Below are 23,432 nucleotides of genomic sequence, written 5' to 3'. Positions count from 1 at the left end.
CATAGCGCCGACGCCGATCGGCCGACTCCAAGGAGACATCATGACGACCCACCCGGACGCGTCGCGCGCCGCCTACTACGCACGGATCGCCGAGCAACGCCTGGCGCCGCTGTGGGAATCGCTGCACAACCTCGTGCCGAAAACCCCGCAGCCGGCCGCGCAGGCCGCGATCTGGAAGTACGCGCAGGTTCGCGACCTCGTGATGCAGGCCGGCAGCGTGATCAGCGCGGAAGAGGCGGTGCGCCGGGTGCTGGTGCTGGAGAACCCGGGGCTGCCCGGCAAGTCGAGCATGACGCCGACCCTGTACGCGGGCCTGCAGCTGATCCTGCCGGGCGAGATCGCGCCGAGCCACCGGCATACGCAGTCGGCGCTGCGCTTCATCGTCGAAGGGCGTGGCGCGTGGACGGCCGTGAACGGCGAGCGCACGACGATGCATCCGGGCGACTTCATCATCACGCCGTCGTGGGCGTGGCATGACCACGGCAACCCGCCGGAAGAAGCGGGCGGCGAGCCGGTCGTGTGGCTCGACGGGCTCGACATCCCGCTGCTCGCGAACCTCGACGCAGGCTTCGCGGAGAACTACCCGGAGGCCGTGCAGCCCGTGAATCGACCGGAAGGCGACAGCTTCGCGCGCTTCGGTCACAACATGGTGCCGGTGCGGCATCGCGCGAGCGATCCGACGTCGCCGGTATTCAGCTACCCGTATGCCCGCACCCGCGAAGCGCTCGACGCGCTGTACCGGAACGGCGAGCTCGATGCGTGGGACGGCGTGAAGCTGCGCTATGTGAACCCTGCGACGGGCGGCTGGCCGATGCCGACGATCGCCACCTTCATGCAGTTCCTGCCGGCCGGTTTCGACGGCCGCACGTACCGCAGCACCGACGCGACGATCTACTGCGTCGTCGAAGGCCGCGGCACCGCGCATATCGGCGGCCATGCATTCGAATTCGAGCCGCACGACATCTTCGTCGCGCCGTCGTGGGCGCCGGTGCGGCTGTCGGCGTCGTCCGACAGCGTGCTGTTCAGCTATTCCGACCGGCCCGTGCTGTCCGCGCTGAACCTGCTGCGCGAAGCGCGCGACTGACACCGGCCGGTTTCGACGATTCGTTTCCCGTTTCTCGTTTTCCGCGCGTCGCTGCGGCGGCGCGCCCCCTTCATTCGTATTGACGCTGGAGCCATTCATGACTTTCGTTTTCCCGCCCGAAGCGCCCGTGGCGCTCCCCGTCGCCGGCAGCGACGCGCAGTTCGCGGTACGCCGCGTGTATTGCGTCGGTCGCAACTACGCGGCCCATGCACGTGAAATGGGCTTCGATCCGGATCGCGAGCCGCCGTTCTTCTTCTGCAAGCCGGCCGACTCGATCGTGCCGGTCGCGTATGGCGAAACGCTCGATCTCGCGTATCCGTCGCAGACGCAGAACTATCACTATGAAGCCGAGCTCGTCGCGGTGATCGGCAAGGGCGGTTCGGACATCCCGCTCGAGCGCGCGCTCGAACACGTGTGGGGCTACGCGGTCGGCCTCGACATGACGCGCCGCGACCTGCAGATGAAGATGCGCGAGATGGGCCGGCCGTGGGAAATCGGCAAGGCATTCGACCGCTCGGCGCCGATCGGGCCCGTGCATCCGGCGAGCGACGTCGGTCATTTCGAGCAGGGCGGCCTGTGGCTGACCGTCAACGACGCGACGAAGCAGAAGAGCGACGTGTCGCACCTGATCTGGTCGGTCGCGGAAACCGTGGCCGACCTGTCGAAGTTCTTCCGCCTCGAACCGGGCGACGTGATCTTCACGGGCACGCCCGAAGGCGTCGGCGCGGTGGTCGCGGGCGACGTGATGAAGGTCGGCGTCGAACGGCTCGGTGAACTGACCGTGCGCGTGGTCTGACGCATCTTCCTCGAAAGGCGACATCGTGCAACTGCATAGCTTCTTCAATAGTTCGACGTCCTACCGGGTGCGCATCGCGCTCGCGCTGAAAGGGCTGCCGTACGACACGCTGCCGGTGAACATCCGCACCGGCGAGCATCGCGAGGCGGCGTACGTCGCGAACGTGAACCCGTCGGCCGCGGTGCCGGCGCTGGTCGACGGGGATTTTCGTCTCGGGCAGTCGCTCGCGATCCTCGACTACCTCGACCAGATCCAGCCGACGCCTCGACTGATTCCGCTCGAACCGCACCATCGTGCGCGCGTGCTGGAACTCGCGACGCTGATCGCATGCGACATCCATCCGGTCAACAACCTGCGCGTGCTGCGCTATCTCGACGGCGAACTGAAGGTCACGCCGCAGCAGAAGACCGCGTGGTACCGGTACTGGATCGCGGAAGGGATGGCCGGCGTCGAGCGGCTGCTCGCGCGCGCGGACGCGGGCCCGTGGTGCTTCGGCGACACGCCGACGCTCGCCGACGTATGCCTCGTGCCGCAGGTCGCGAACGCGTTGCGGATGGATTGCGACCTGAGCGCGTATCCGCGCAGCCTCGCGGTTTATGAACACGCGCGGCACGAGCCGGCGTTCGACGCGGCACAGCCGCAGCGGCAACCGGATTACGTCGCGTAACACGAAGCAGGAGACAGACATGGGCGAGACACAACACAACGGCCGGCGCGTGCTGGTGATCGGCGGCGGCATCGGCGGGCTCGCGACGGCGCTCGCGCTCGCGCGCCAGGGCATCCGCGTGAAGCTGCTCGAACAGGCCGATCAGATCGGCGAGATCGGCGCGGGGATCCAGCTCGCGGCGAATGCATTCAACGCGCTCGACGCGCTGGGTGTCGGCGAGGCCGCGCGCGGCCGGGCGGTGTTCACCGACTGGCTGCAACTGATGGATGCGGTCGATGCGCGCGAGGTGGCGCGCGTCGATACGGGCGCCGCGTATCGCGAACGCTTCGGCAATCCGTACGCGGTGATTCATCGCGCGGACATTCACCTGTCGATCTACGAGGCGGTCAAGGATCATCCGCTGATCGAATTCCGGACGAGCACGCAGGTGTGCGGCTTCGAGCAGGACGGCAACGGCGTGACCGTGACCGACCAGCACGGCGAGCGTTATCGCGCGGATGCGGTGATCGGCTGCGACGGCGTGAAATCCGCGATCCGTCAAGCGCTGATCGGCGACGCGCATCGCGTGACGGGCCACGTCGTGTATCGCGCGGTGGTCGACGTCGACAACATGCCGCAGGATCTTCAGATCAATGCGCCGGTGGTATGGGCCGGCCCGCATTGCCATCTCGTCCACTACCCGCTGCGCGGTGGACGGCAGTACAACCTCGTCGTCACGTTCCACAGCCGCGAGCAGGAAACCTGGGGCGTGCGCGAAGGCAGCAAGGAGGAAGTGCTGTCGTACTTCGACGGCGTCCATCCGCTGCCGAAGCAGATGCTCGACCGGCCGACCTCGTGGAAGCGCTGGGCGACCGCCGATCGCGATCCGGTCGAACGCTGGAGCGAGGGCCGCGCGACGGTGCTCGGCGACGCCGCGCATCCGATGACGCAATACATCGCGCAGGGCGCGTGCCAGGCGCTCGAGGACGCGGTGACGCTCGGCGCGGCCGTGGCCCGGACCGATGGCGACTTCGAGGCCGCGTTCGCGCTGTACGAACGGGTGCGGATTCCGCGCACCGCGCGCGTGCTGTATTCGGCGCGCGAGATGGGGCGGATCTATCACGCGAAGGGTGTCGAGCGGCAGGTGCGCAACGGGCTCTGGGTCGGCCGCACGCAGGCGCAGTTCTACGACGCGCTCGACTGGCTGCACGGCTGGCGCGCGGAGGATTGCCTGAAGTCCGTCGAGTAACGCGGCGCGGTCAGCCCGATTCCGGCGGCGCATATTCGACGACACGACGCGCGACCGCCTTCCTGGAGGAGACACCATCATGACCGATACGCTGTCCATCGACGTCAGCGAATGGATCGACCGGCATCGCGTGGCGCCGTTTCAGGCCGCGATCGTCGTCCTGTGCTTTTTGATCGTCGCGATCGACGGTTTCGATACCGCATCGATCGGGTTCATCGCCCCCGTCATCCGTGCGGAATGGGGCCTGTCGCCCGCGCAGCTCGCACCGGTGTTCGGCGCGGGCCTCGCGGGGCTGATGGCCGGCGCGCTCGTGTTCGGGCCGTTCGGCGACCGATTCGGCCGCAAGCGGCTGCTGCTCGCGTGCGTGGCGTGCTTCGGCATCGCGAGCGCCGCGTCGGCGAGCGCCGGCGGCCTGACCGAGCTGATCGCGTGGCGCTTCGTGACCGGGCTCGGGCTCGGCGGCGCGATGCCCAACGCGATCACGCTGACGTCCGAATACTGCCCGGCGCGACGCCGCTCGCTGCTGGTGACGACGATGTTCTGCGGCTTCACGATCGGCTCCGCGCTCGGCGGGCTCGCGGCTGCGTCGTTGATCGAACATCACGGCTGGCGCGCGGTGCTCGTCGTCGGCGGCGCCGCGCCGTTGTTGCTGCTGCCGGTGCTCGCGTGGCGGCTGCCGGAATCGGTGCGCTATCTCGTCAATACAGGCGCGGCGCGCGAACGGATCGCGGCGATGCTCGTTCGTATCGCGCCGGATCCGCATCTTGCGAACGCGTCGTTCATCGCGCCTGCCGGCAAGCCGGCCGGGTCGCCGCTCGGCCGCCTGTTCGGCGCCGACCTGCTGCGCGGCACGCTGCTGCTGTGGCTCACGTTCTTCATGAGCCTGCTCGTGATCTACCTGCTGTCGAGCTGGCTGCCGACGCTGCTGCGCACGACCGGCGCGACGCTGCAGACGGCCGCGCGCGTGACCGCGATGTTCCAGGTCGGCGGCACCCTCGGCGCGATCGTCCTCGGCGGGCTGATGGACCGCTTCGATCCGCATCGCGTACTGGCCTGCAGTTATGCGGCGGCCGGCGTATTCGTCGCCGCGATCGGCGTGTTTGCCGCATCGCCGTGGGGCGCCGCGCTCGCCGTGTTCGCGGCCGGCTTCTGCGTGTCGGGTTCGCAGGTCGGCGCGAACGCGCTGTCGGCCGCGTTCTATCCGACCGAGTGCCGCACCACCGGCGTGAGCTGGGCGAACGGGATCGGGCGGGGCGGTTCGGTCGTCGGATCGATGGCGGGCGGCGCGATGCTGGCGATGGGCGTGCCGTTGTCGACTGCGTTTGCCGTCGTCGCGGCGCCGTGCTTGATCGCAGGGATGGCGGTGCTGGCGCTCGGTGTGGTGCGTGCCGATTCGACGCGCGTGACTGCCGCGAAGGCGATGGCGGGCGAGCAGACCACTTGAGCGAAGGAGGCGGTGTAAGGCCGTCTGCCGGCAAACGGCGGGGAGCATCATTATATAAATCAATATAATATTGATGCTTTAATTGTTCCCCTGTGCCGATGAACGACGATCTTTCCGCCGGGTTGCCGGAACCCGACCCGATGCGCGCGGCCGCCGAATCGGCCTGCGCGCTGCTCAAGGTGCTGTCGAATCCCGACCGGCTGCTGCTGCTCTGCGAACTGTCGCAGGGCGAGCGCTGCGTCAGCGATCTCGAGACGGCGCTGGATATCCGCCAGCCGACCCTGTCGCAGCAGCTCGGCGTGTTGCGTGACAACGCGCTGGTTCGCACACGCCGCGAGGGCAAGAACATCCATTATTCGCTCGACAGTCCGGCCGCGATCGCGGTGATGGGCGTGTTGTACGAACAGTTCTGCGGCCCGACCGCGAAGGGGCGGCGCGATGCAGCTTGATGTGCTTCATTTCACGCCGTGGCTGTCGCTGGCCGGCGGCGTGCTGATCGGGCTCGCCGCTGCTTGGCTCGTTGCGTTCAACGGCCGGATTGCCGGCATCAGCGGCATCGTGGGCGGTCTGCTCACGGCACGCGCGGGCGAGCGCGACTGGCGCGCCGCATTCGTCGCCGGGCTGATCGCCGCACCGCTTGTGATGTACGTCGCAGGGAATCGTATGACGCCGCAGGTCGATGCAGGCTGGTTTGACCTGGTGGCGGCCGGGCTGCTGGTCGGCGTCGGCACGCGCTATGCGGGCGGTTGCACGAGCGGCCACGGCGTGTGCGGGATGTCGCGCGGTGCGCTGCGCTCGGTGGTCGCGACGGTGGTCTTCATGGTTGCGGGCTTCGTGACCGTCTTCGTGCGACGGCACGTGCTGGGAGGCTGACATGCAGGCAGGATTCGCGTTTCTGGCGGGGCTGCTGTTCGGCGTCGGTCTCATCGTGTCGGGCATGGCCAATCCGCAGAAGGTGCTCGGTTTTCTCGACCTGGCGGGCCGCTGGGATCCGTCGCTCGCGTTCGTGATGGCCGGCGCGATAGGCGTGGCCGTGTTCGCGTTCGCATGGGCGAAGCGCCGGACGCGGACGTGGCTCGGCTTGCCGATGCAGTTGCCTGCCGCGCGTGCGATCACCGTGCGGCTGGTTGCCGGAAGTGCGGTGTTCGGCATCGGCTGGGGGATCGCCGGGTTCTGCCCGGGGCCCGCGATCGTGTCGATCGGCTTCGGGTCGGCGAAGGGGATCGTGTTCGTCGTCGCGATGCTGGCCGGGATGGCCGTATTCGAATGGGTCGAGCGGCGCAGCAGCGTGCGGTGATGTCGGGGCTGCCGCGTGCCAGGCAGGGTGCGGCGGTTGCGCGTGCAGCGCGACGTGACGCGACGATCGATGCGATTGCGCGGCATTTCCCGGCCGGAACGCGGATGAACCAGCCGCCGCGCGGGATGCTGCTGTGGATCGCGCTGCCGGACGGCGTGCGCCCGGAGCCGCTGTTCGACGCCGCGCTCGCGCACGGAGTCAGGATCGCGCCCGGTTCGATCTTCTCGAATTGCGACCGCTTCGACGGCTATATCCGGCTCGCTTGCACGCGCGTGTTCGATGCGGCGCACGAAGCGGCATTTGAAACGCTCGGCCGCCTCGTACGGGAAGCCACCGCGGCCACGTAAGCACGGTGTCGGCCGGCCGGGCTAGCGAATGCGCAGGCCCACCGGCTTTCCGGGCCACCGACGCGGCGAGCCGCCGCCATTTCATCGGCTGGCCGAGTGCGTGGCGAGGTGCTGGCGGATCAACGACAGGTAACGATCGCCGACCGAGAAATCGCGCGCAGCGCGCGGCCGTTCGGCCTGGCGCAGCGTGGCCGGTGCGCTCATGCCCAGATACCGGCATACGGCGGACGGGAAGGGCTTGCGCGTATGCCCGAGCTGGCGAGCCGCGCGCTCGACGCGGGCATCACCGACCTGAGCGCGGAGCCACGCCAGCACTTGGCGATCGGCTTCGTTGACGATACGGACCAGATGTTCCATCGCGCACCTCACTGTTCATAAATACAGTACTGTAAATATAACCAGTGTTTGCGGCGACCGCAAGCGAGTCCGTCCAGGCTGGCCGTTCGGCCAGGTCAGCGACCCGGTACGGCGGTTCGCGTGATCCGGCCAGCAGGGGCCGCGGGCGCGACAGGAGCAGCAATCTTCGTATAGCGCGCGTCAGTCAGCGTGCCGAGGAACGCGACGATGTCGTCGATTTCCGCGTCGCTCAGCGCGGGCGGCGTGCCGGGCCGGCGGTTCATCGGCGTCGAGTTGACGTTGATGTTGCCGCGGTAGGCGGCCGGCACGTCGTCGAACGTTTTGGCCCCGTGATACCAGAAGCCCGGGTCGGTCGAGCGCGTGTTGTAGAACGCGACCGCGTCGCGCAGCGTCGTGAACACGCCGTTGTGCATGAACGTCTGCTTGACCGCGACGTTGCGCAGCCCCGGCGTGCGCAGGTAGCCGCACCATTGCGTCGGCTCGGGCCAGCGCAGCCGCCTTGCGGTGTCGCACAGCCCGTTGTCGAAATGGCGCGGATCGCGGTTCGCCGGTAGCGCGCGGTTACGGGGCACCGCGATCGCGTCGTAGCCGAAATCAGTGAAGAGCGAACGCTCCGGGCGGCTCGATGTTTCTGACAGCGTATGGCAGCTCATGCAGTTGCCCTTGTCGGGATTCCGGAACAGCGCGAGGCCGCGCATTTCGGCCGGCGCGAGCGGCTTGCGCGTGCGCAGGAACGCATCGAAGCGCGACGTGAACGGCGCCATCTCGTCGCTCTGCAGATAGGCCTCGACGGCCAGGCCCAGCGCACGCATCAGTTGCTCGGGATCGCGCCGCACCGGCGCGCCGAAGCGCGCGGCGAGCTCGGGCGCGAGTTCGGTCGCGTCGACCTTGCGCAGCAGCGCGGCCGGCGACGGGTTGTTCATCTCGTTCGGATCGAACAGCGGCCCGCGGATCTGCTCGGCGAGCGTATCCGCGCGGCCATCGCTGAACAGGCCGCCGAACGGCGACGGCGCGGGCGCGTCGTCATCCTGATAAAAGTGGCGGCGCGGCACGTAACGCACATAGAGCAGCGACGGCGCGTTGCGCTGGCTGAAACGCCCGGGCCGGCTGCCCTCCGGCACGCCGGGCCCCGCGAGCGAGGCGGCCGACAGCGTCGGCGCGAACGCGCGGCCCGGATCGTGGCAGCCCGCGCACGACATGCCGCGCGGCTCGGACAGCCGCGGATCGAAGAAGATCCGGCGGCCGAGTGCGACGAGCGTCGGGTCGGGCGCGAAGCGCGCGGTCGCCGCATCGATCTTGCCTGTCACCTGCGGCGTGCCGTTGCCGATCGTATCGACGACCCGTGACGGCGGCGCACCGGGAAGCAGGACCGTTTCGGCCGGCGCGGCGTGAGCTGCGAGCGCCAGGCCGGAGAATACGGCCGCCGCGGCCAGCGTCCGCAGCGTTTGCAGGCCGCCCGCATGGCGGCCGTCACATCGAACCACTTCACTCACGGCGCAATGAACCCCGTCTTGTCGCAGGCGAGCGTCGTGCCCGACTGGTTGCACGACGCGAGCAGCTTGCCGGCCGCCGAATACGCGTGGAACACCCAGCCGGTCGCCGGTGCGGCGCGGCGTTCCATGATCAGGAAGCCGAAGCTGTTGTTGTGCGACAGCCGCTCGATCACGGCGCCCGGTGCGGGCGTCAGGCCGGCCGGGAACGGGTCGGGCAACGCGACGTCGAGATTGTCGCCGCCGTTGCCGGACACGATCGTCGCCGGATGCCCGGACGAGAAGTTGATCGCCTGGAAATCGTGCACGTGCCCGTGCAGCGCGACGTGCACGCCGGGCGGGTAGCACGCCTGTGCGTTGAGGCTCGACATCACCGACTGCAGCGCGAGGTTGCCCGGCGCGGGCGTGCTGCCGGCGATCGGCGCGAATGCGAGGATCGGATGATGGTTCGTGAAGATCGTCGTGGTCATGCCGGCCTTCGACGCGAGCGCGGCGACCGTCTGGAACTGTTTCTGGTAGATGCCGAATTGCGCGTCGGTCGTCTTGAGCGGCGTGCGGCCGACCTTCGCGGTGTCGAACACGATCACCTGCGAGCCGCCGCCGAGCGACACCGCATAGGGTTCCGAATAGTTCGCGTTGTTGTCGTTGGCCGGATCGTCGCACGAGCGCGCGGCCGAATACGGGCGCGGATCGAGGAAGCGGAACCAGCCTTGGCCCGCCCGCGCGCATTCCTCGTGGTTGCCGCGTACGACGACCCACGGCGCCTTCGCGAACAGCGGCGCGGCCGGGCGGAACAGGTCGGCCTGCCACGTATCCCAGCCATAGCCCCACGGGCTGTCCTTGCAGCCGGCGATGTCCGGTGGGCACGCGTTCTCGCGATAGTGATAGTCGCCGATGTGCATCACGAGATCGGGCGACAGCTTCGCGACGCTGGCCGCGATCGTGTCGAGCGGCCATACCGATGCGTCGTTGCACGCCTGCCACGCGTTGTCGGCCTTCTTCATGCGGCAGCCGGTGTCGGCGATGATCGCGATGCGTTGCGGCGGCGCCTTCGGCAGCGGCAGCGTGCGGCCCGCGACGCTTGCTGACTGCGCGCCGGCCGGCAGCGTCATCTCGCAGACGGACACCGGGAAGCTCGACGGCTTCGAATCGGCCGGATCGCTGGCGGTCGGCCGCTGGGCGAGGGTCGCGGCGCCCGCGCGCAGGGACATGCGCGACAGCTTGCCGTCGACGGTCAGTTGCGGGCACAGCGGATCGCCGTCCGACGCGGGCGTGTAGTTCGTGATGACGCGCGCGATCGCCTGGTTCGACTCGCCGATCTCGACCCATGCGGCCTGGACGTTGACCGACGCACTCGCCGGATCGGCCGGCGAATCGATGTGGTTCGAGCACGCGAACAGCGCGGCGAGGGCAGCAAGGGGAGCGCAGCGCACGAGCAGCGCGCGCGTGAGGAGTCGTCGCATGGGAGGCACCGTAGGAAAGTCGTCAACGATACGCAGCGCGAATGTAAGAAATGTGAAAACACGGGGGCGCTTGCACACGGGCCGGGCATCGACATCGCGATGGGGCAGGTCGCGGCCGGAGGGCCTTGACTTCAAGCCGGCTTGAAGCCGCAAAGTGCGATGCACGATCAACGAACCAGAAGGGGAATCGACGATGGAAACCAGCCGGCCCAATGACGAACAATCCGCGCTGTGGAACGGCCCGTCGGGGCGCGCGTGGGTCGACACGCAGGCGCCGATCGACCGGATGTTCGAACCGCTGGCGCAGTTGCTCGTGGATGCGGCGGCTACGTCGTCCGCGCGCCGCGTGCTCGACGTCGGCTGCGGCACGGGCGCGGTCACGCTTGCGATCGCGCAGCGGCTCGGCGCGGACGCGCAATGCACGGGCATCGATATTTCGGCCCGGATGATCGACGCCGCGCAGGCGCGCGCCGAACGCAGCGGCGTTCACGCCCGTTTCGTGCGTGCGGATGTGCAGACTCACGCGTTCGAGCCCGCGAGCGTCGACCTGATCGTGTCGCGCCTCGGTGTGATGTTCTTCGACGATCCGGTGCGGGCCTTCGCGAATCTGCGGCAAGCGGCACGGCCGAATGCGCAGATGCGGTTCGTCGCATGGCGCAGCGCGGCCGACAATCCGTTCATGACGATCGCCGAGCGGGCCGCCGCGCCGTTGTTGTCGAACCTGCCCGCCCGGCGGCCCGGCGCGCCGGGGCAATTCGCGTTCGGCGACCGGCAGCGCGTTGCGTCGGTGCTGTCGGACAGCGGCTGGGCGGACATCGCGATCGAGCCGGTCGATCTGGCGTGCGCGCTGCCTGCTTCCGCGCTGGACGACTACATCTCGCGGCTGGGCCCGGTCGGGCTGGCATTGCTGGAGGTGGACGAGGCGACCCGGCGGCGCGTGGTCGACACGATGCGTGCCGCGTTCGCGCGTTACGTGGAGGGTGCCGATGTGCGCTTCGACGCGGCATGCTGGCTCGTGACGGCGCGGGCACCGTCCGCGTAACGCGTCGCGGTAAAGAGGCAGGTCAAGGAAGGGGCGGCCGGTTCGCCCCGCGCGTGGCCGTTCGCGCGGGACGAAGCCGGGCCGCGTGACGTACGCGCGTCAGTGTCGCCGCGCGCGCAACATCAACCACGCGCATCCGCCGGCGACCAGCGCGAGACCGAGCAGCACGGCTTCGACGCCGAGCGCAAACCCGGGCGGCATGTTCCCGGTATCCGGCATCGGCGACAGGTTGATGCCCATCGCGATGACGCCGCCGGCGAGCAGCGCCGCGCAGACGATCCAGTAGACCTTGCCGCGGGGTGCCGCGGCCCGGATTCGCCACAGCGCGATGCCGGCGCCGCCGAGGTAGAGCACGGCGAGCGTGCCGAGCGCGATGACGTCGGAGGCGCGGCTTTGCAGGAGTCCGGTCATCGTGCCGCTCCGTCGTGGATGGCGAACCGCCACGGCGTGGCAAGGGCGGCGTTCATTCGGCCTCCGTCGCATGCCCCGGCGCGCGGCTCAGCAGATGTGTGCGCTTGTCGGCCGCGAGCGACACGTAGCGTTCGTACTGGCGCAGCACATCGGCAATCACTTCGTCGCCGCGCAGGTATTCGACGTCGTAGCCGAGCCGCCCGTCCTCGAAGAACGTGACGATCCCGTACACGTGGGCCCGTTCCGCTTCCGGCTCGGCCGCCTCGCGCACCAGGAACGCGGCCGCGGATTTCACCGTCACGCGCACGCCGTATACGAAATCGCGGTGGTCGGCGGTCGGCACGGTGAGCCGCACGGCGTCGTCGTTGTCGCGCTGCACGTTCGCATCGACACCGCTCGCGCGCAGCTCGTCGGCGACCTTGCGCAACGCGGGCTCGACCGTCTCGGCGACGAACTGGCGCGCTTCGGCTTCGGTCGTCTGCCGCAGGATGTGCGTGAGGCGATGGCGCCAGTGCTGGCCGGTCCAGAAGCTCGTCGCGGGCGCGACGTCCTGCGAATAGTGCACGCGGTCGGCCGCGAGCCCGCGCCACAGCCCGTAGCAGAGCGCGATCATGATGATCGCCACCGGCAGCGCGGCGATCAGCGTCATCGCCTGCAATGCGCCGAGCCCGCCGGCGACGAGCAGCACCGCGGCCGTCACGCCGAGCAGCGCGGCCCAGAACAGCCGTTGCCACACCGGGGAGTGGGCATTGCCGCGCGTCGCGATCTGGTCGATCACGAATGCGCCCGAATCGGCGGACGTGACGAAGAACACCGCGATCAGCACGATCGCGACGATCGACAGCCCTTGCGACAGCGGCAGGACGTCGAAGAAGCGGAACAGCAGCGCGTCGACATTGGTGGCCGTCTGCGCGAGCGCGCCGGCCGCGCCGTGCGTATCGAGCCAGATCGCGCTGTTGCCGAACACCGTCATCCACACGAGGTTGAACGCGGTCGGCACGAGCAGCACGCCGATCACGAACTGGCGGATCGTGCGGCCGCGCGAGATGCGCGCGATGAACATGCCGACGAACGGCGACCACGACACCCACCACGCCCAGTAGAGGATCGTCCAGCCGCCGAACCAGCCTTCCTCGCGCGGCGACGCGTACGCATAGGTGCGGAACGACAGGTCGACGAGATGCGACAGGTACTGGCCGATGTTGTCGCCGAGCGCGCGCAGCAGGAACGACGTCGGGCCCGCGACGACCACGAATGCGAGCAGCAGGAACGCGAGCAGCAGGTTCAGCTCGGACAGCCGCCGCACGCCCTTGTCGAGGCCACTCGCGGCGGAAGCACCCGCGAGCAGCACGACCAGCACGACGAGCCCGATGCGGAACGCGTTGCCGCTGGTGTCCCAGCCCACGACCGTGTGCAGGCCGGCGCTGATCTGCATCACGCCGTAGCCGAGCGTCGTCGCGATGCCGGCGACCGTGCCGACCAGCGCGAACGCGTCGACGGTGTGGCCGATCCAGCCGTTGATGCGCTCGCGCAGCACCGGATACAACCCCGAGCGCAGCGTCAGCGGCAGGTTGTAGCGGAAGCCGAAGTACGCGAGCACAAGCCCCATCAGCCCGTAGATCGCCCACGCATGGAAGCCCCAGTGGAAGAAGGTCATCAGCATCGCCTCGCGCGCGGCGGCGGGCGTGCCGGGGTCGACGGTCGGCGGCTTCAAGAAATGCTGCATCGGCTCACCGACGCCGAAATACATGAGGCCGATGCCCATGCCGGCCGCGAACAGCATCGCGGTCCACGACACGAAGCTGAATTCGGGTTCGGCGTCGTCGGGGCCGAGCCGGATGTTGCCGAAGTCGCTGGCGGCGATCAGCACGAGAAACACGAGGAAGCCGGTCACGGCGAGCACGTAGAACCAGTCGAAGCGTGCGATGACCCATTGCTGGCCGGCGGAGAACAGCGCGCCGGCTTCGCTCGGGCGCAGCGCGCAGACGACGAGCAACGCGCCGATGACCGCGAGCGCGGGCAGGACGACCTGCGGCTTGAATGTCGTGCGGGGCGAGGGACGGGAGTCTGGCATGGCTGGCATCCAGTTGTGGGCGCAACGAGGCGCGACGCCGCCCGGCGCGCGTGTCGCGCGTCGGACCCTGATACGGCGTGCGTCGAGTGTACCGCGGTGTCAGGACTGCAAGAAGGGGCATGCAGAAGGGAAAACCTGACGGATTGTAAGGTATTGGCGAGGTCGAGAAAACCCGCGCGGTTCGCGCGGTGGGCGCACGGGCCGCCGAAAACGCTTCGTGGGCCGTGTGCGAGGTGCACGGACGGCACGCATGGAATGCGCGAAATGCGTGTCGCCCGGGGCAGGGGCAGCGCGCCGAAGGCGCTGCCGCGAGGGTTCAGAACGTGACGGCGATCCCGGCCATCCCGACGAACTGGCCATGCGTGGTCGATGGCGTGAGCTGCTGCGAATCGCCGACGATCGGCGCCGCATCGATCACGTGGCCGGCACCTTGCGCACCGAGCGTTTGCCCGCTCGAATGCGTGTACGCCTGCAGCGCATAGAGCGTCGTGCGCTTCGACAGGCTGTACGACTCCTTCAACGAAACCTGCTGGTAGCGGGCCGCACTGTTGATGCCGTTCGCCTTCGACGCGAGCGTGTACGCGAACGCGCCGGCCACCGAGAATGCCGGCGTGAAGCGGTATGCGGCGAGCGCGCCGTAGGTGTTGAACACGGCCGTGTCCGTGAACGCCGAGCCGTTGCCGGGCAGGTACTTCACGTTCGAGTAGTTGAGACCCATCGTCAGGTCGCCGAGCGTGTAGTTGCCGGCCGCCGCGACCTGCTCGACGGCCTTCGCGGTCAGGTAGCCCTGGTTCAGCACGGATACCGCGAAGCTGCCCGACGCGGCGGTTGCCGGATTCAGGAAGCCCGCCGACGAGCCCGAGCTGTTGATGCGCAGGTAGCCGGCCGCGACGCCGATCGGCCCGTTCGCATAACGCAGTGCGGCGCTGAACGTGTTGCCCTTGCCGGTCGCGCCGGCAATGCCGCCGAACGCGTACATCGCGCTGGCGGTTAGCCCGGCGAAGGTCGGTGACGTATAAGTGACCGAGTTGTTCACGCGGATCGTCGTGTCGAGGCCGTCGATGTCGCCCGGATGCGCGCCCGTCGCGCCGGTCAGCCAGCTGCTCGATGCGTACGGGCCGACGAACAGGAAGTACGGTGTGTACTGGCGGCCGGCCGTCATCGTGCCGTAGTGATCGTTGCGCAGGCCGACGAACGCTTGGCGATTGAAGATCAGGCCGGCGGCGGATTGCGCGCCGTTGTTCAGGTTGAAGCCGGATTGCAGGTCGAAGATCGCATGCGTGCCGCCGCCGAGATCCTCGTCGCCGCGCAGCCCGAACTTCGACGCATACAGGTTGCCGTCGCGCATGTAGATGTTCGAGTGGCCCTGCTGGTTGTTCACGTACGCGAGCGAATCGTCGACGACACCGTACAGCGTCACGCTGCTCTGCGCGTGGGCGGCGGTCATGCCAAGCGAGGCGGCCGATAAAATCAGGATTGCATAGCGGTTGACGGGTGCTTTCATTGACGATCTCCAGATCTCTTCATCTTCTCAAGGTGGGCGGGAGGCTCGGTCGCCTCCTCTGTGGCGGGTGGCGGGCCGCGCGAACGGCCCGTCTTGCGTGGGTGATGCGGTTCAGTTGTCGAATGCGACGACGAGGCGGCGCCATGCGCCGTCCTGCGCATCCCGCTCGACGCGCGCGCCGTGCACGGCGAGCGGGCCTTGCAGCGAAGCGGGCAGCAGGATCTCGACGCGATCGGCCGGGCGTGCCGGGCGGCCGTCCCAGCGCACCGATACGCCGAGCGCGCCCGACGCCTCGCGGCCGGTTTCGATGCGCCACAGCCCGTATTCGCCGTCGCGCCATGCTTCCGTCTCGCCGTCGTCCTCGACGCATTCGCCGTAGGCGATGCCGTCCTCGATGCGCGGCGCGACGAGGAAGCCGCGCGTGTCGCCACGCGCGCCGAAATGCTGTTCCGCGACGTTCAGCGGCAGCACGCGGCCTTCACGCAGCAGCATCACCGGCGTGTCGAGCGGCGCGGGCAGCGTCACGCTCGCGCCGCCGTCGAACGCCTGCGCGCTCGCACAGCACATCCAGCGCGCGCCCGACGGCAGGTAGACGGTGCGCGTCGTCAGGCCGGGATCGACGACCGGCGCGACGAGCAGCGCGTCGCCCAGCATCATGTCGTCACATTCGTCGTAGCAGCGGGCGTCGCCGGGGAAATCGGCGAAGGTCGGCCGCAGCACGGGCTCGTAGCGTGTCGTCGACAGCCACAGCAGGTGATAGAGGTAGGGCAGCAGCCGGTAGCGCTGCTTGATCAGCGACGCAATCTGCGCGGTGATCTCCGGGTACATCCACGGTTCGTTGACGGTGCCGTCGTCGTTCCACGAATGGATGCTGAAGCGCGGCATGAAGATGCCGAACTGCACCCAGCGCAGCAGCAGTTCGGGCGACGGCGCGGGCCCGGAGAAGCCGCCGATGTCGTGGCCGATGTTCGACACGCCCGACAGCGCGAGCCCGAGGCCCATCTTCAGGTTGTAGCGCAGCGTTTCCCACGACGTATAGTTGTCGCCGGACCAGGTCTGCACGTAACGCTGCATGCCGGCGCCGCCGGAGCGCGACACGAGGAACGGCCGCCGCGCCGGCGCATGCGCGCGCTGCGCGTCGCGCGACGCGCGCATCATCAGCATCGTCTGCAGCACCTTCGCTTCGCGCGCGGGATACGGCTGGCCGAAGCCGTGCGCGATCGCGTCGGGCGACCAGATCTCGTACTCGTTGTTGTCGTTCCAGGTCGACTCGATCCCGTATTCGAGCAGCGCCGACGTGACCTGCTCGCGCCACCAGCGGTACGCGTCGGGCTGCGTGAAGTCGAGATACGCGCCCACCTCGTCCCAGAACTGCACCCATGCGGGCTCGCCGGACGCCGAGCGGATCAGCAGCCCGCGCGTGGCCGCCTCTTCGAATGCGGGATGGTCGCGCAGCAGGCACGGCTTGATGTTCGCGCACAGGCGGATGCCGTGGTCGCGGTAATGCTTCACGAAGCCCTTCGCGTCGGGAAACTTGTCGCGGTTCCAGTTGAACACGTAGCGCTTCGCGCCGATCGACGTGTAGCCCGACGACAGATGGAACGAATCGCACAGGATGTCGTGCGTGTCGCATTGCTCGACGAACTGGTTCATCTGCTGCTGCGCGTCCGGCGCATCGGTATAGCTCATCGTCGAGCCCGAATAGCCGAGCCCCCATTTCGGCGTGCGCGCGGGGCGCCCGGTGAGCCACGTGAAGCGTCGCGCGGCCGCGAGCGGCGTGTCGGGCGACGCGATGAAGTAGTAGTCGAGATCGCCGTGCTCGGCGACGAAATAGCGGTACGGGCCGTGATAGTTGTCGAGCTCGCGGCCCATGTCGAACGCGCAGTCCGACAGCGTGTCGTAGAACAGCCCGAACCCCTGGCAGGCAGCGGGCGACCACGTGATGTAGAACGGGATGTGCTTGTACAGCGGGTCGGTGTGCTTCGCGCTGTAGCCCATCGCGTCGATGTTGCGCATCTCGAAGCGCGCGCCGGTGCGGTCGAGGTCGCCTGCGCGTTCGCCGAGGCCGAACACCTTGTCGCCGCGCTCGCGGGCGACGTAGTGATACGCACGATCGTCCCACCAGCCGAAGTTGTACGCCTGCGTCGCGCGGTCGGCGAGTGCGACGCGCCACGTACCGTCCGCGCCGCGCATCGACCACGTGCAGTGGCCGCCTTGCCGGCGCACCACGACGCGGATCTGCGCGGTTTCGATGCACGCGGCATCGTCGTCTTCGACGAGCGTATAGGCGGGCAGCGCGAAGCCGTCGAGATCGAGGCGGTCGCGCCCGTCGAGCGGCACGTCGTCGAGGCCCGGCGCGATCGACCACGTGCGCGGGTTGCGCGCCGTCGCGTCGGGCAGCACGCGCACCCGCACGATGTCGTCCTCGAGCACGAAGATTTCAACGGTTGCGCCTGCGTCGGACGCGAGCAGCACACGGTTCGCGTGCTGGCCGGCGACGCGGAACACGGGCGGATGAAGAAGCGAAGTCATGAATGCGATTCCTGGTAAAGGCGAAGGTCAGGCATGCTGGGCGAGCAGGCGTTCCTGCTTCGACTGCCCGCGGATCAGCACCGCGAGCAGCGTGACGCCGATGATGTCGAACAGGCCGAGGCACGCGAACAGCGGCGCGTAGCCGATCTTGTCGGCGAGCGCGCCGACCAGCAGCGAGAAACCGAGCCCGCCGATCCACGCGGCCATCCCGGCGAAGCCGCTCGCGGTGCCGACTTCCTCGGGATCGAACACGTCGGCCGACAGCGTGTTGACGAGTGCGGAGATCATCTGGTGCGCGAAGCCGCCGACGCAGAACAGCGCGATGGCCATGTACGGCGACGCCACGAGCCCGATCATCGCGGGACCGAGCATCAGCACCGCGCCGAGCGCGACGCCGGCAACGCGCGACCACACGAGCGGCAGCTTGAACCGTTTCGCGAGATACGGCGACAGGTAGCCGCCCGCGATGCCGCCGAGGTCGGCCGCGAGAAACGGCATCCACGCGAAGATCGCGATCTGCTTGAGCTCCATGTGGCGCTCGGTCGCGAGATACAGCGGAATCCAGAAGCTGAAGGTCTGCCACGCGGGCTCGGCGAAGAAGCGCGGCAGCGCGATGGCCCAGAAGCGCCGCGCGGTGACGACGTCGCGAATGCGGCGCTTCGACACGGGCGGCATCGTCGCCTGGCCGTCGCGAATCAACGCGCGCTCCTGCGGCGTGATGCGCGGATGGTCGGCCGGCGACCGGTACTGCGCGTACCAGAGCGCGGCCCACACGAAGCCGAGCGCGCCGGTGGCCATGAACGCGGCCTGCCAGCCGAACCGCATCGACAGGAACACGACGAGCGGCGGCGCGATCGCGGCGCCGAGCGACGTGCCCGCGTTGAAATAGCCGACCGCGACGGATTTCTCGCGATCGGGAAACCATTCGGCGACCGCCTTCATCCCGGACGGAATCGCGGCGGCTTCGAACAGCCCGAGAAAGCCGCGCAGGATGCCGAGCGACAGCCAGCCCGACGCGAAGCCGTGCGCGACGCCGACGATCGACCACAGCATCGCGAACAGCGCGAACCCGAGCCGCAGCCCGATCAGGTCGACGACGAAGCCGCACACGGGCTGCATGATCGTGTAACCGATCTGGAACGCGCCGACGATATACGAATACTGCTGCGTCGAGATCGAAAAGACCTGCTTCAGCTCGGGGGCGAGCACCGCGAGGGAGTTCCGTGCGAGGTAGTTGAGGATCGTGCCGAGACATACGAGCACGATGATCCACCAGCGCAACGCCTTGACTGTCTTCACTGCTGTCTCCTGTCAGAGGGGCGGGCGCACGGCGGCCGCCGATCCGTAAGGGCCATCCGCGCGGGATGGCTTATTCGTTTTATTCGTACGATGTCCGATCTTGATGCGAGCGGATCACACCCGCTTATATCGAAAATACGGTATTCGAACGAACATTTCGTCGTCATCGAGTTGCGATGTTATCTGACGACTGATCATTTTCGAGCATCCTATGTTCGAATTCGAATCCGGTCAACGTGAAAATGCATTCGAACGAACTTGCTCGGGGTTTTCCCGAGGAGCGCGGTCACGCGGCGGAGTGGGCAACGCACGGTCATCACGCGCCAAGGGCCGAGCGGCGGGGCTGTGCGAGCGTCGGGTGAGCGAAAGGCGTGGGATCGGGCGTGACAAACCCTGATGAAAATTTATTTCTTTTCGAGACGGGAGTTGTGTAAATTCATTTTCATCATCCTTGCAACAACCCTTCGCATGACGCCTCTCGTTCCGCCTGACGCCAGTCCCGACGAACCCGCGATCGCCGAGCGGATCGCGTCGGCGATGCCATTGATGACGCCGATCCACCGCCGCATGGGCGAGTTCGTGCTCGCGAATCCGTTCCGCGCGGCGACGATGCGCATCGACGAACTCGCGCAAGCCGTGAACGCGTCGATCGCGACCGCGAACCGCTTCGCGAAGGCGCTCGGTTTCGACGGCTATCCGGCGATGCGCGCGGCGCTCGTGCGCGGCTTCGAGGCGACGCTCGGGCCGGTCGAGCGGCTGCGTTCCGCGCAGGAGCAGGAGCCGGGCGTGCGCGGTGCCGCCTGGATCGACGCGGTATTCGACCAGGCCGTCGCGAACATCGAGAACACGCGTGCGCAACTGGACGCAGCCGATGTCGAGGCCGCGGTCGAGGCGATCGTCGGCGCACGGCGCGTGCTGATCCTCGGCGCGGGGTCGAGCGCGTTTCTCACCGGGCTGATGGAGCACGGGCTGTCCGTCTGTCACGACAACGTGCAGTCGCTCGCGCTGCTCGGCGGCCCGTCGCACGCGGCGCGGCGGCTGTATACGGCCGACTCGCGCGATCTCGTGATCGCGCTCGCGTTTCCGCGCTACGTGAAGGACACCATCGAACTGGCCCGCCGCGCGGCGGCGCGCGGGGCGCGCGTGCTGGGCATCTCCGACGGCCCGCAATCGCCGCTTGCGCCGATCGCGTCGCTGAACCTGTACGTCAAGGCCGAGCGGCGCTTCGCGGCGACGTCGGAAGCGGCCGTGCTCGCGATGATCGAGGCGCTGATCGACGCGGTCGCGCTGCGCACGCACCGGTCCGCGAAATCCGCGGCCGAGATGACCGAATTCCTGCTGCCGTGGCTCATCCAGCCGCAAGCGACGCCGCCGGCCGCCAACCCTTCTACTCACCGTCCGAAAAAAACATGACTTCACCCGCGATCGTGGCGATTCACGGCGGCGCAGGCACGATCCTGCGCGAGGCGATGGATTCCGACACCGAACGTCAGTACCGTGCCGAACTGACCGCCATCCTGACGGCCGCGCAGCAGGTGCTGGCCGATGGCGGCAGCGCGCTCGATGCCGTCACCGTCGCGGTGCGGATGCTCGAGGATTGCCCGCTGTTCAACGCAGGACGCGGCGCCGTCTATACGGCGGAAGGCAAGCACGAACTTGACGCGGCGGTGATGGATGGCGCGACGCTCGGCGCCGGCGCGATCTGCTGCGCGACGCGTGTGCGCAATCCCGTGCTGGCCGCGCGGCGCGTGATGGAAGTCAGCGAGCACGTGCTGTTCGCCGGTGAGGGCGCCGATGCGTTCGCAGCCGCGCAGGGGCTCGAACTCGCGGAACCGGGCTACTTCGATACCGAGGCGCGTCACGCGCAATGGGTCAAGGCGCGCGCAGCGGCCGGTGTGATGCTCGACCACGACGCGGCGACGTTCACGTTCGGCGCTCCGCAAGCGCAGCAGCAACCGGCCGAACCGCTCGACCCGGATCGCAAGCACGGCACGGTCGGCGCGGTTGCGTGCGACCAGCATGGCCACATTGCAGCGGCGACGTCGACGGGCGGCATCACGAACAAGCAGCCGGGGCGTGTCGGCGATTCGCCGATCATCGGCGCGGGCTGCTATGCGGACGACGCGACCTGCGCCGTATCCGCGACGGGCACCGGCGAGATGTTCATCCGGCTCGCGACCGCGCATGACGTGGCCGCGCAGATCGCGTATCGCGGCGCGTCGCTCGCCGATGCCGCGCACGACGTCGTGATGAACAAGCTGCCGCGCCTCGCGGGTCGCGGCGGGATCATCGCGGTCGATGCGCACGGCAACGTCGCGATGCCGTTCAACACCGAAGGGATGTACCGCGGCTATGCGCGCGTCGATGAAGCGCCGGTGGTCGGCATCTATCGCGACGACGACACGGCCTGATTCCCGACCGCACGAGAAGGAGACCCACGATGACTTCGAGCCGTAACCCGTCCGGCCTGGTGCTGCCCGAGCAGCGCGTGGTGGCCGTCGACGACCTGTCGGTCACGTTCCGCCGCGAAGGCGCGACGTTCGACGCGGTACGCAATGTGTCGTTTCACGTCGATCGCGGCGAGACGCTCGCGATCGTTGGCGAATCGGGCTCGGGCAAGTCGGTCACGTCGCTCGCGCTGATGCGGCTCGTCGAGCACGGCGGCGGCGCGATCACGAACGGCCGGATCGCGTTCCGTCGGCGTGGCGGTGCGATCGTCGATCTCGCGCAGGCCAGCGGCGCGACGATGCGCGGCATTCGTGGCGCGGATATCGCAATGATCTTCCAGGAGCCGATGACGTCGCTGAACCCGGTGTTCACGGTCGGCGACCAGATCAGCGAGGCGATCGCGCTGCACCAGTCGAAAAGCCTGTCGGAAGCGCGCGCGGAAACGCTGCGGCTGCTCGAGCTCGTGCGCATCCCCGAGGCGCGCCGCGTGTTCGCGCGCTATCCGCACCAGTTGTCGGGCGGGATGCGGCAGCGCGTGATGATCGCGATGGCGCTGTCGTGCCGGCCGTCGCTGCTGATCGCCGACGAGCCGACCACCGCGCTCGACGTGACGATCCAGGCGCAGATCCTGCAGCTGGTGCGCGGGTTGCAGGACGAAATGAACATGGGCGTGATCTTCATCACGCACGACATGGGCGTGGTGGCCGAAGTGGCCGACCGCGTGCTCGTGATGTATCGCGGCGAGAAGGTCGAGGAGGGCGAATCGGATCGCATCTTCGCGGCGCCTGAGCATCGCTACACGCGCGCGTTGCTCGCGGCCGTGCCGAAACTCGGCTCGATGCAGGGCACCGATGCACCCGAGAAATTCCCGCTGCTGAAGGTTGACGGCGCAAACGCGGCAACCCCGGCGGCGTCGCCCGCACCCGCGGCGAACGACGTTGCGCAGCCGCCCGTCGACCCGTCCGCGTCGCCGATCCTGCGCGTGCGCGATCTCGTGACGCGCTTCCCGGTGAAGAGCGGCGTGTTCGGCCGCGTGTCGCAATACGTGCACGCGGTGGAACGCGTGAGCTTCGAACTGCGCGCGGGCGAGACGCTCGCGCTGGTCGGCGAATCGGGCTGCGGCAAGTCGACCACCGGCCGCTCGCTGCTGCGCCTCGTCGAATCGCAGAGCGGCTCGATCGAATTCGACGGCCGCGACATCAGCGCGATGAAGGGCGCGGACCTGCAGGCGCTGCGCCGGAACATCCAGTTCATCTTCCAGGATCCGTTCGCGTCGCTGAACCCGCGCCTGACCGTCGGCTTCTCGATCATGGAGCCGCTGCTCGTGCACGGCGTCGCGAGCGGCCGCGAAGCGCAGGCGCGCGTCGACTGGCTGCTCGACAAGGTCGGCCTGCCGCCCGAGGCCGCGCGCCGCTATCCGCACGAATTCTCGGGCGGCCAGCGCCAGCGGATCGCGATCGCGCGCGCGCTCGCGCTGAACCCGAAGGTCGTGATCGCCGACGAATCGGTGTCGGCGCTCGACGTGTCGGTGCAGGCGCAGATCGTCAACCTGATGCTCGACCTGCAGCGCGAGCTCGGCGTCGCGTACCTGTTCATCTCGCACGACATGGCGGTGGTCGAGCGCATCAGCCATCGCGTCGCGGTGATGTATCTCGGCCAGATCGTCGAGATCGGCCCGCGCCGCGCGGTGTTCGAGGCGCCGCAGCATCCGTACACGAAGAAGCTGATGAGCGCGGTGCCGGTGGCCGATCCGGCACGCCGGCACGCGCCGCGCCAGCTGGCGGCGGACGAAATCCCGAGCCCGATCCGTGCGATCGGCGACGACCCGGTCGTCGCGCCGCTCGTCGCGGTCGGCCCCGATCATTACGTCGCGACGCATCGCGTCGGCGGCGCGTACTGAAGCAATGCGTCGCCACGGCGATGCGCGAGCGTGCAGGAAGTCGAAACCG

20 protein-coding genes and 1 pseudogene are annotated in these 23,432 nt (G+C 68.5%); 13 read left to right on the top strand and 8 right to left on the bottom strand.

Translation table 11 applies throughout. The features are described from left to right. The first annotated feature begins 40 nt into the window (after window positions 1-40). The 9 genes and pseudogenes from gtdA to CFB47_RS26370 form a co-directional block, all read left to right on the top strand. Window positions 41-1,084, top strand: coding sequence for a gentisate 1,2-dioxygenase (gene gtdA, locus CFB47_RS26410; protein WP_089462787.1), 1,044 nt, complete (start codon window positions 41-43; stop codon window positions 1,082-1,084). A 97-nt stretch (window positions 1,085-1,181) separates the two neighbouring features. Beyond that, on the top strand, window positions 1,182-1,880 hold the full coding sequence (locus CFB47_RS26405; RefSeq protein WP_089462786.1) for a fumarylacetoacetate hydrolase family protein: 699 nt from the start codon (window positions 1,182-1,184) through the stop codon (window positions 1,878-1,880). A gap of 25 nt (window positions 1,881-1,905) precedes the next feature. Next, window positions 1,906-2,547, top strand: coding sequence for a maleylacetoacetate isomerase (gene maiA / locus CFB47_RS26400; protein WP_089462785.1), 642 nt, complete (start codon window positions 1,906-1,908; stop codon window positions 2,545-2,547). 19 nt (window positions 2,548-2,566) lie between these two features. Then, window positions 2,567-3,775: a 3-hydroxybenzoate 6-monooxygenase gene (locus tag CFB47_RS26395; protein ID WP_089463559.1), complete on the top strand. Its 1,209-nt coding sequence runs from the start codon at window positions 2,567-2,569 to the stop codon at window positions 3,773-3,775. Window positions 3,776-3,854: 79 nt separating this feature from the next. Further along, window positions 3,855-5,219 (top strand): aromatic acid/H+ symport family MFS transporter, encoded by a 1,365-nt coding sequence (locus tag CFB47_RS26390; protein ID WP_089462784.1) that lies wholly within the window; start codon window positions 3,855-3,857, stop codon window positions 5,217-5,219. A gap of 98 nt (window positions 5,220-5,317) precedes the next feature. Then, window positions 5,318-5,668, top strand: coding sequence for a helix-turn-helix transcriptional regulator (locus CFB47_RS26385; RefSeq protein ID WP_089463558.1), 351 nt, complete (start codon window positions 5,318-5,320; stop codon window positions 5,666-5,668). Beyond that, window positions 5,658-6,092: a YeeE/YedE family protein gene (locus CFB47_RS26380; RefSeq protein WP_089462783.1), complete on the top strand. Its 435-nt coding sequence runs from the start codon at window positions 5,658-5,660 to the stop codon at window positions 6,090-6,092. The genes CFB47_RS26385 and CFB47_RS26380 overlap by 11 nt, the downstream gene beginning before the upstream one ends. A gap of 1 nt (window position 6,093) precedes the next feature. Continuing rightward, window positions 6,094-6,516, top strand: a complete 423-nt coding sequence (locus CFB47_RS26375; RefSeq protein WP_089442686.1) for a DUF6691 family protein — start codon at window positions 6,094-6,096, stop codon at window positions 6,514-6,516. A gap of 50 nt (window positions 6,517-6,566) precedes the next feature. After that, window positions 6,567-6,863 (top strand): annotated as a pseudogene (locus CFB47_RS26370) (PLP-dependent aminotransferase family protein); the annotation flags it as partial. An 81-nt stretch (window positions 6,864-6,944) separates the two neighbouring features. Here CFB47_RS26370 and CFB47_RS26365 read toward each other — a convergent pair. The 3 genes from CFB47_RS26365 to CFB47_RS26355 all read right to left on the bottom strand — a co-directional run bounded on the left by CFB47_RS26365 (window position 6,945) and on the right by CFB47_RS26355 (window position 10,173). Beyond that, window positions 6,945-7,220, bottom strand: coding sequence for a hypothetical protein (locus CFB47_RS26365; protein WP_011355479.1), 276 nt, complete (start codon window positions 7,218-7,220; stop codon window positions 6,945-6,947). A 95-nt stretch (window positions 7,221-7,315) separates the two neighbouring features. Further along, window positions 7,316-8,653 (bottom strand): cytochrome-c peroxidase, encoded by a 1,338-nt coding sequence (locus CFB47_RS26360; protein WP_256946797.1) that lies wholly within the window; start codon window positions 8,651-8,653, stop codon window positions 7,316-7,318. A 56-nt stretch (window positions 8,654-8,709) separates the two neighbouring features. Further along, window positions 8,710-10,173, bottom strand: a complete 1,464-nt coding sequence (locus tag CFB47_RS26355; RefSeq protein WP_089462782.1) for a metallophosphoesterase — start codon at window positions 10,171-10,173, stop codon at window positions 8,710-8,712. Window positions 10,174-10,366: 193 nt separating this feature from the next. Here CFB47_RS26355 and CFB47_RS26350 point away from each other — a divergent pair, with 193 nt between their 5' ends. Beyond that, on the top strand, window positions 10,367-11,215 hold the full coding sequence (locus CFB47_RS26350) for a class I SAM-dependent methyltransferase (RefSeq protein ID WP_089462781.1): 849 nt from the start codon (window positions 10,367-10,369) through the stop codon (window positions 11,213-11,215). 99 nt (window positions 11,216-11,314) lie between these two features. Here CFB47_RS26350 and CFB47_RS26345 read toward each other — a convergent pair whose 3' ends face one another. From CFB47_RS26345 to CFB47_RS26325, 5 genes are all read right to left on the bottom strand, one after another. Beyond that, window positions 11,315-11,626: a hypothetical protein gene (locus tag CFB47_RS26345; protein WP_089442683.1), complete on the bottom strand. Its 312-nt coding sequence runs from the start codon at window positions 11,624-11,626 to the stop codon at window positions 11,315-11,317. Window positions 11,627-11,678: 52 nt separating this feature from the next. Then, window positions 11,679-13,700: a BCCT family transporter gene (locus CFB47_RS26340; RefSeq protein ID WP_089462780.1), complete on the bottom strand. Its 2,022-nt coding sequence runs from the start codon at window positions 13,698-13,700 to the stop codon at window positions 11,679-11,681. A 316-nt stretch (window positions 13,701-14,016) separates the two neighbouring features. Continuing rightward, window positions 14,017-15,204, bottom strand: a complete 1,188-nt coding sequence (locus tag CFB47_RS26335; protein ID WP_089462779.1) for a porin — start codon at window positions 15,202-15,204, stop codon at window positions 14,017-14,019. Between the two features lie 111 nt (window positions 15,205-15,315). Continuing rightward, entirely contained in the window at window positions 15,316-17,736 is a 2,421-nt protein-coding gene (locus CFB47_RS26330) for a glycoside hydrolase family 31 protein (protein WP_089462778.1), read from the bottom strand. A 27-nt stretch (window positions 17,737-17,763) separates the two neighbouring features. Further along, window positions 17,764-19,035 (bottom strand): MFS transporter, encoded by a 1,272-nt coding sequence (locus CFB47_RS26325; RefSeq protein ID WP_089442679.1) that lies wholly within the window; start codon window positions 19,033-19,035, stop codon window positions 17,764-17,766. Window positions 19,036-19,503: 468 nt separating this feature from the next. On the opposite strand from CFB47_RS26325, the gene CFB47_RS26320 reads away from it, so the two are divergent. The 3 genes from CFB47_RS26320 to CFB47_RS26310 are packed head-to-tail and all read left to right on the top strand — an operon-like array spanning window position 19,504 to window position 23,383. After that, the gene (locus tag CFB47_RS26320; protein WP_089462777.1) at window positions 19,504-20,448 is read left to right on the top strand and encodes a MurR/RpiR family transcriptional regulator; all 945 of its coding nucleotides are present in this window, start codon (window positions 19,504-19,506) and stop codon (window positions 20,446-20,448) included. Next, window positions 20,445-21,446, top strand: a complete 1,002-nt coding sequence (locus CFB47_RS26315) for an isoaspartyl peptidase/L-asparaginase family protein (protein ID WP_089462776.1) — start codon at window positions 20,445-20,447, stop codon at window positions 21,444-21,446. Before CFB47_RS26320 ends, CFB47_RS26315 begins: the two co-directional genes overlap by 4 nt. A gap of 29 nt (window positions 21,447-21,475) precedes the next feature. Then, on the top strand, window positions 21,476-23,383 hold the full coding sequence (locus tag CFB47_RS26310) for a dipeptide ABC transporter ATP-binding protein (RefSeq protein WP_089462775.1): 1,908 nt from the start codon (window positions 21,476-21,478) through the stop codon (window positions 23,381-23,383). The last annotated feature ends 49 nt before the right edge of the window (window positions 23,384-23,432 follow it).

It is taken from the genome of Burkholderia sp. AU27893 (assembly GCF_002223205.1).
In the GTDB taxonomy this organism is placed as follows: domain Bacteria; phylum Pseudomonadota; class Gammaproteobacteria; order Burkholderiales; family Burkholderiaceae; genus Burkholderia.
The sequence above is the reverse complement of the archived record's forward strand: the minus strand, read 5'-3'. Positions and strand labels throughout refer to the sequence as shown.

Excerpts from the sequence above, each read along its gene's own strand:
- CFB47_RS26390 (WP_089462784.1), top strand. The coding sequence starts at position 3,855 with ATGACCGATACGCTGTCCATCGACGTCAGCGAATGGATCGACCGGCAT.
- CFB47_RS26405 (WP_089462786.1), top strand. The coding sequence starts at position 1,182 with ATGACTTTCGTTTTCCCGCCCGAAGCGCCCGTGGCGCTCCCCGTCGCC.
- CFB47_RS26385 (WP_089463558.1), top strand. The coding sequence starts at position 5,318 with ATGAACGACGATCTTTCCGCCGGGTTGCCGGAACCCGACCCGATGCGC.
- CFB47_RS26395 (WP_089463559.1), top strand. The coding sequence starts at position 2,567 with ATGGGCGAGACACAACACAACGGCCGGCGCGTGCTGGTGATCGGCGGC.
- CFB47_RS26310 (WP_089462775.1), top strand. The coding sequence starts at position 21,476 with ATGACTTCGAGCCGTAACCCGTCCGGCCTGGTGCTGCCCGAGCAGCGC.
- CFB47_RS26340 (WP_089462780.1), bottom strand. The coding sequence starts at position 13,700 with ATGCCAGACTCCCGTCCCTCGCCCCGCACGACATTCAAGCCGCAGGTC.
- CFB47_RS26315 (WP_089462776.1), top strand. The coding sequence starts at position 20,445 with ATGACTTCACCCGCGATCGTGGCGATTCACGGCGGCGCAGGCACGATC.
- CFB47_RS26380 (WP_089462783.1), top strand. The coding sequence starts at position 5,658 with ATGCAGCTTGATGTGCTTCATTTCACGCCGTGGCTGTCGCTGGCCGGC.
- CFB47_RS26345 (WP_089442683.1), bottom strand. The coding sequence starts at position 11,626 with ATGACCGGACTCCTGCAAAGCCGCGCCTCCGACGTCATCGCGCTCGGC.
- CFB47_RS26355 (WP_089462782.1), bottom strand. The coding sequence starts at position 10,173 with ATGCGACGACTCCTCACGCGCGCGCTGCTCGTGCGCTGCGCTCCCCTT.
- CFB47_RS26335 (WP_089462779.1), bottom strand. The coding sequence starts at position 15,204 with ATGAAAGCACCCGTCAACCGCTATGCAATCCTGATTTTATCGGCCGCC.
- CFB47_RS26375 (WP_089442686.1), top strand. The coding sequence starts at position 6,094 with ATGCAGGCAGGATTCGCGTTTCTGGCGGGGCTGCTGTTCGGCGTCGGT.
- gtdA (WP_089462787.1), top strand. The coding sequence starts at position 41 with ATGACGACCCACCCGGACGCGTCGCGCGCCGCCTACTACGCACGGATC.
- CFB47_RS26350 (WP_089462781.1), top strand. The coding sequence starts at position 10,367 with ATGGAAACCAGCCGGCCCAATGACGAACAATCCGCGCTGTGGAACGGC.
- CFB47_RS26365 (WP_011355479.1), bottom strand. The coding sequence starts at position 7,220 with ATGGAACATCTGGTCCGTATCGTCAACGAAGCCGATCGCCAAGTGCTG.
- CFB47_RS26320 (WP_089462777.1), top strand. The coding sequence starts at position 19,504 with ATGACGCCTCTCGTTCCGCCTGACGCCAGTCCCGACGAACCCGCGATC.
- CFB47_RS26330 (WP_089462778.1), bottom strand. The coding sequence starts at position 17,736 with ATGACTTCGCTTCTTCATCCGCCCGTGTTCCGCGTCGCCGGCCAGCAC.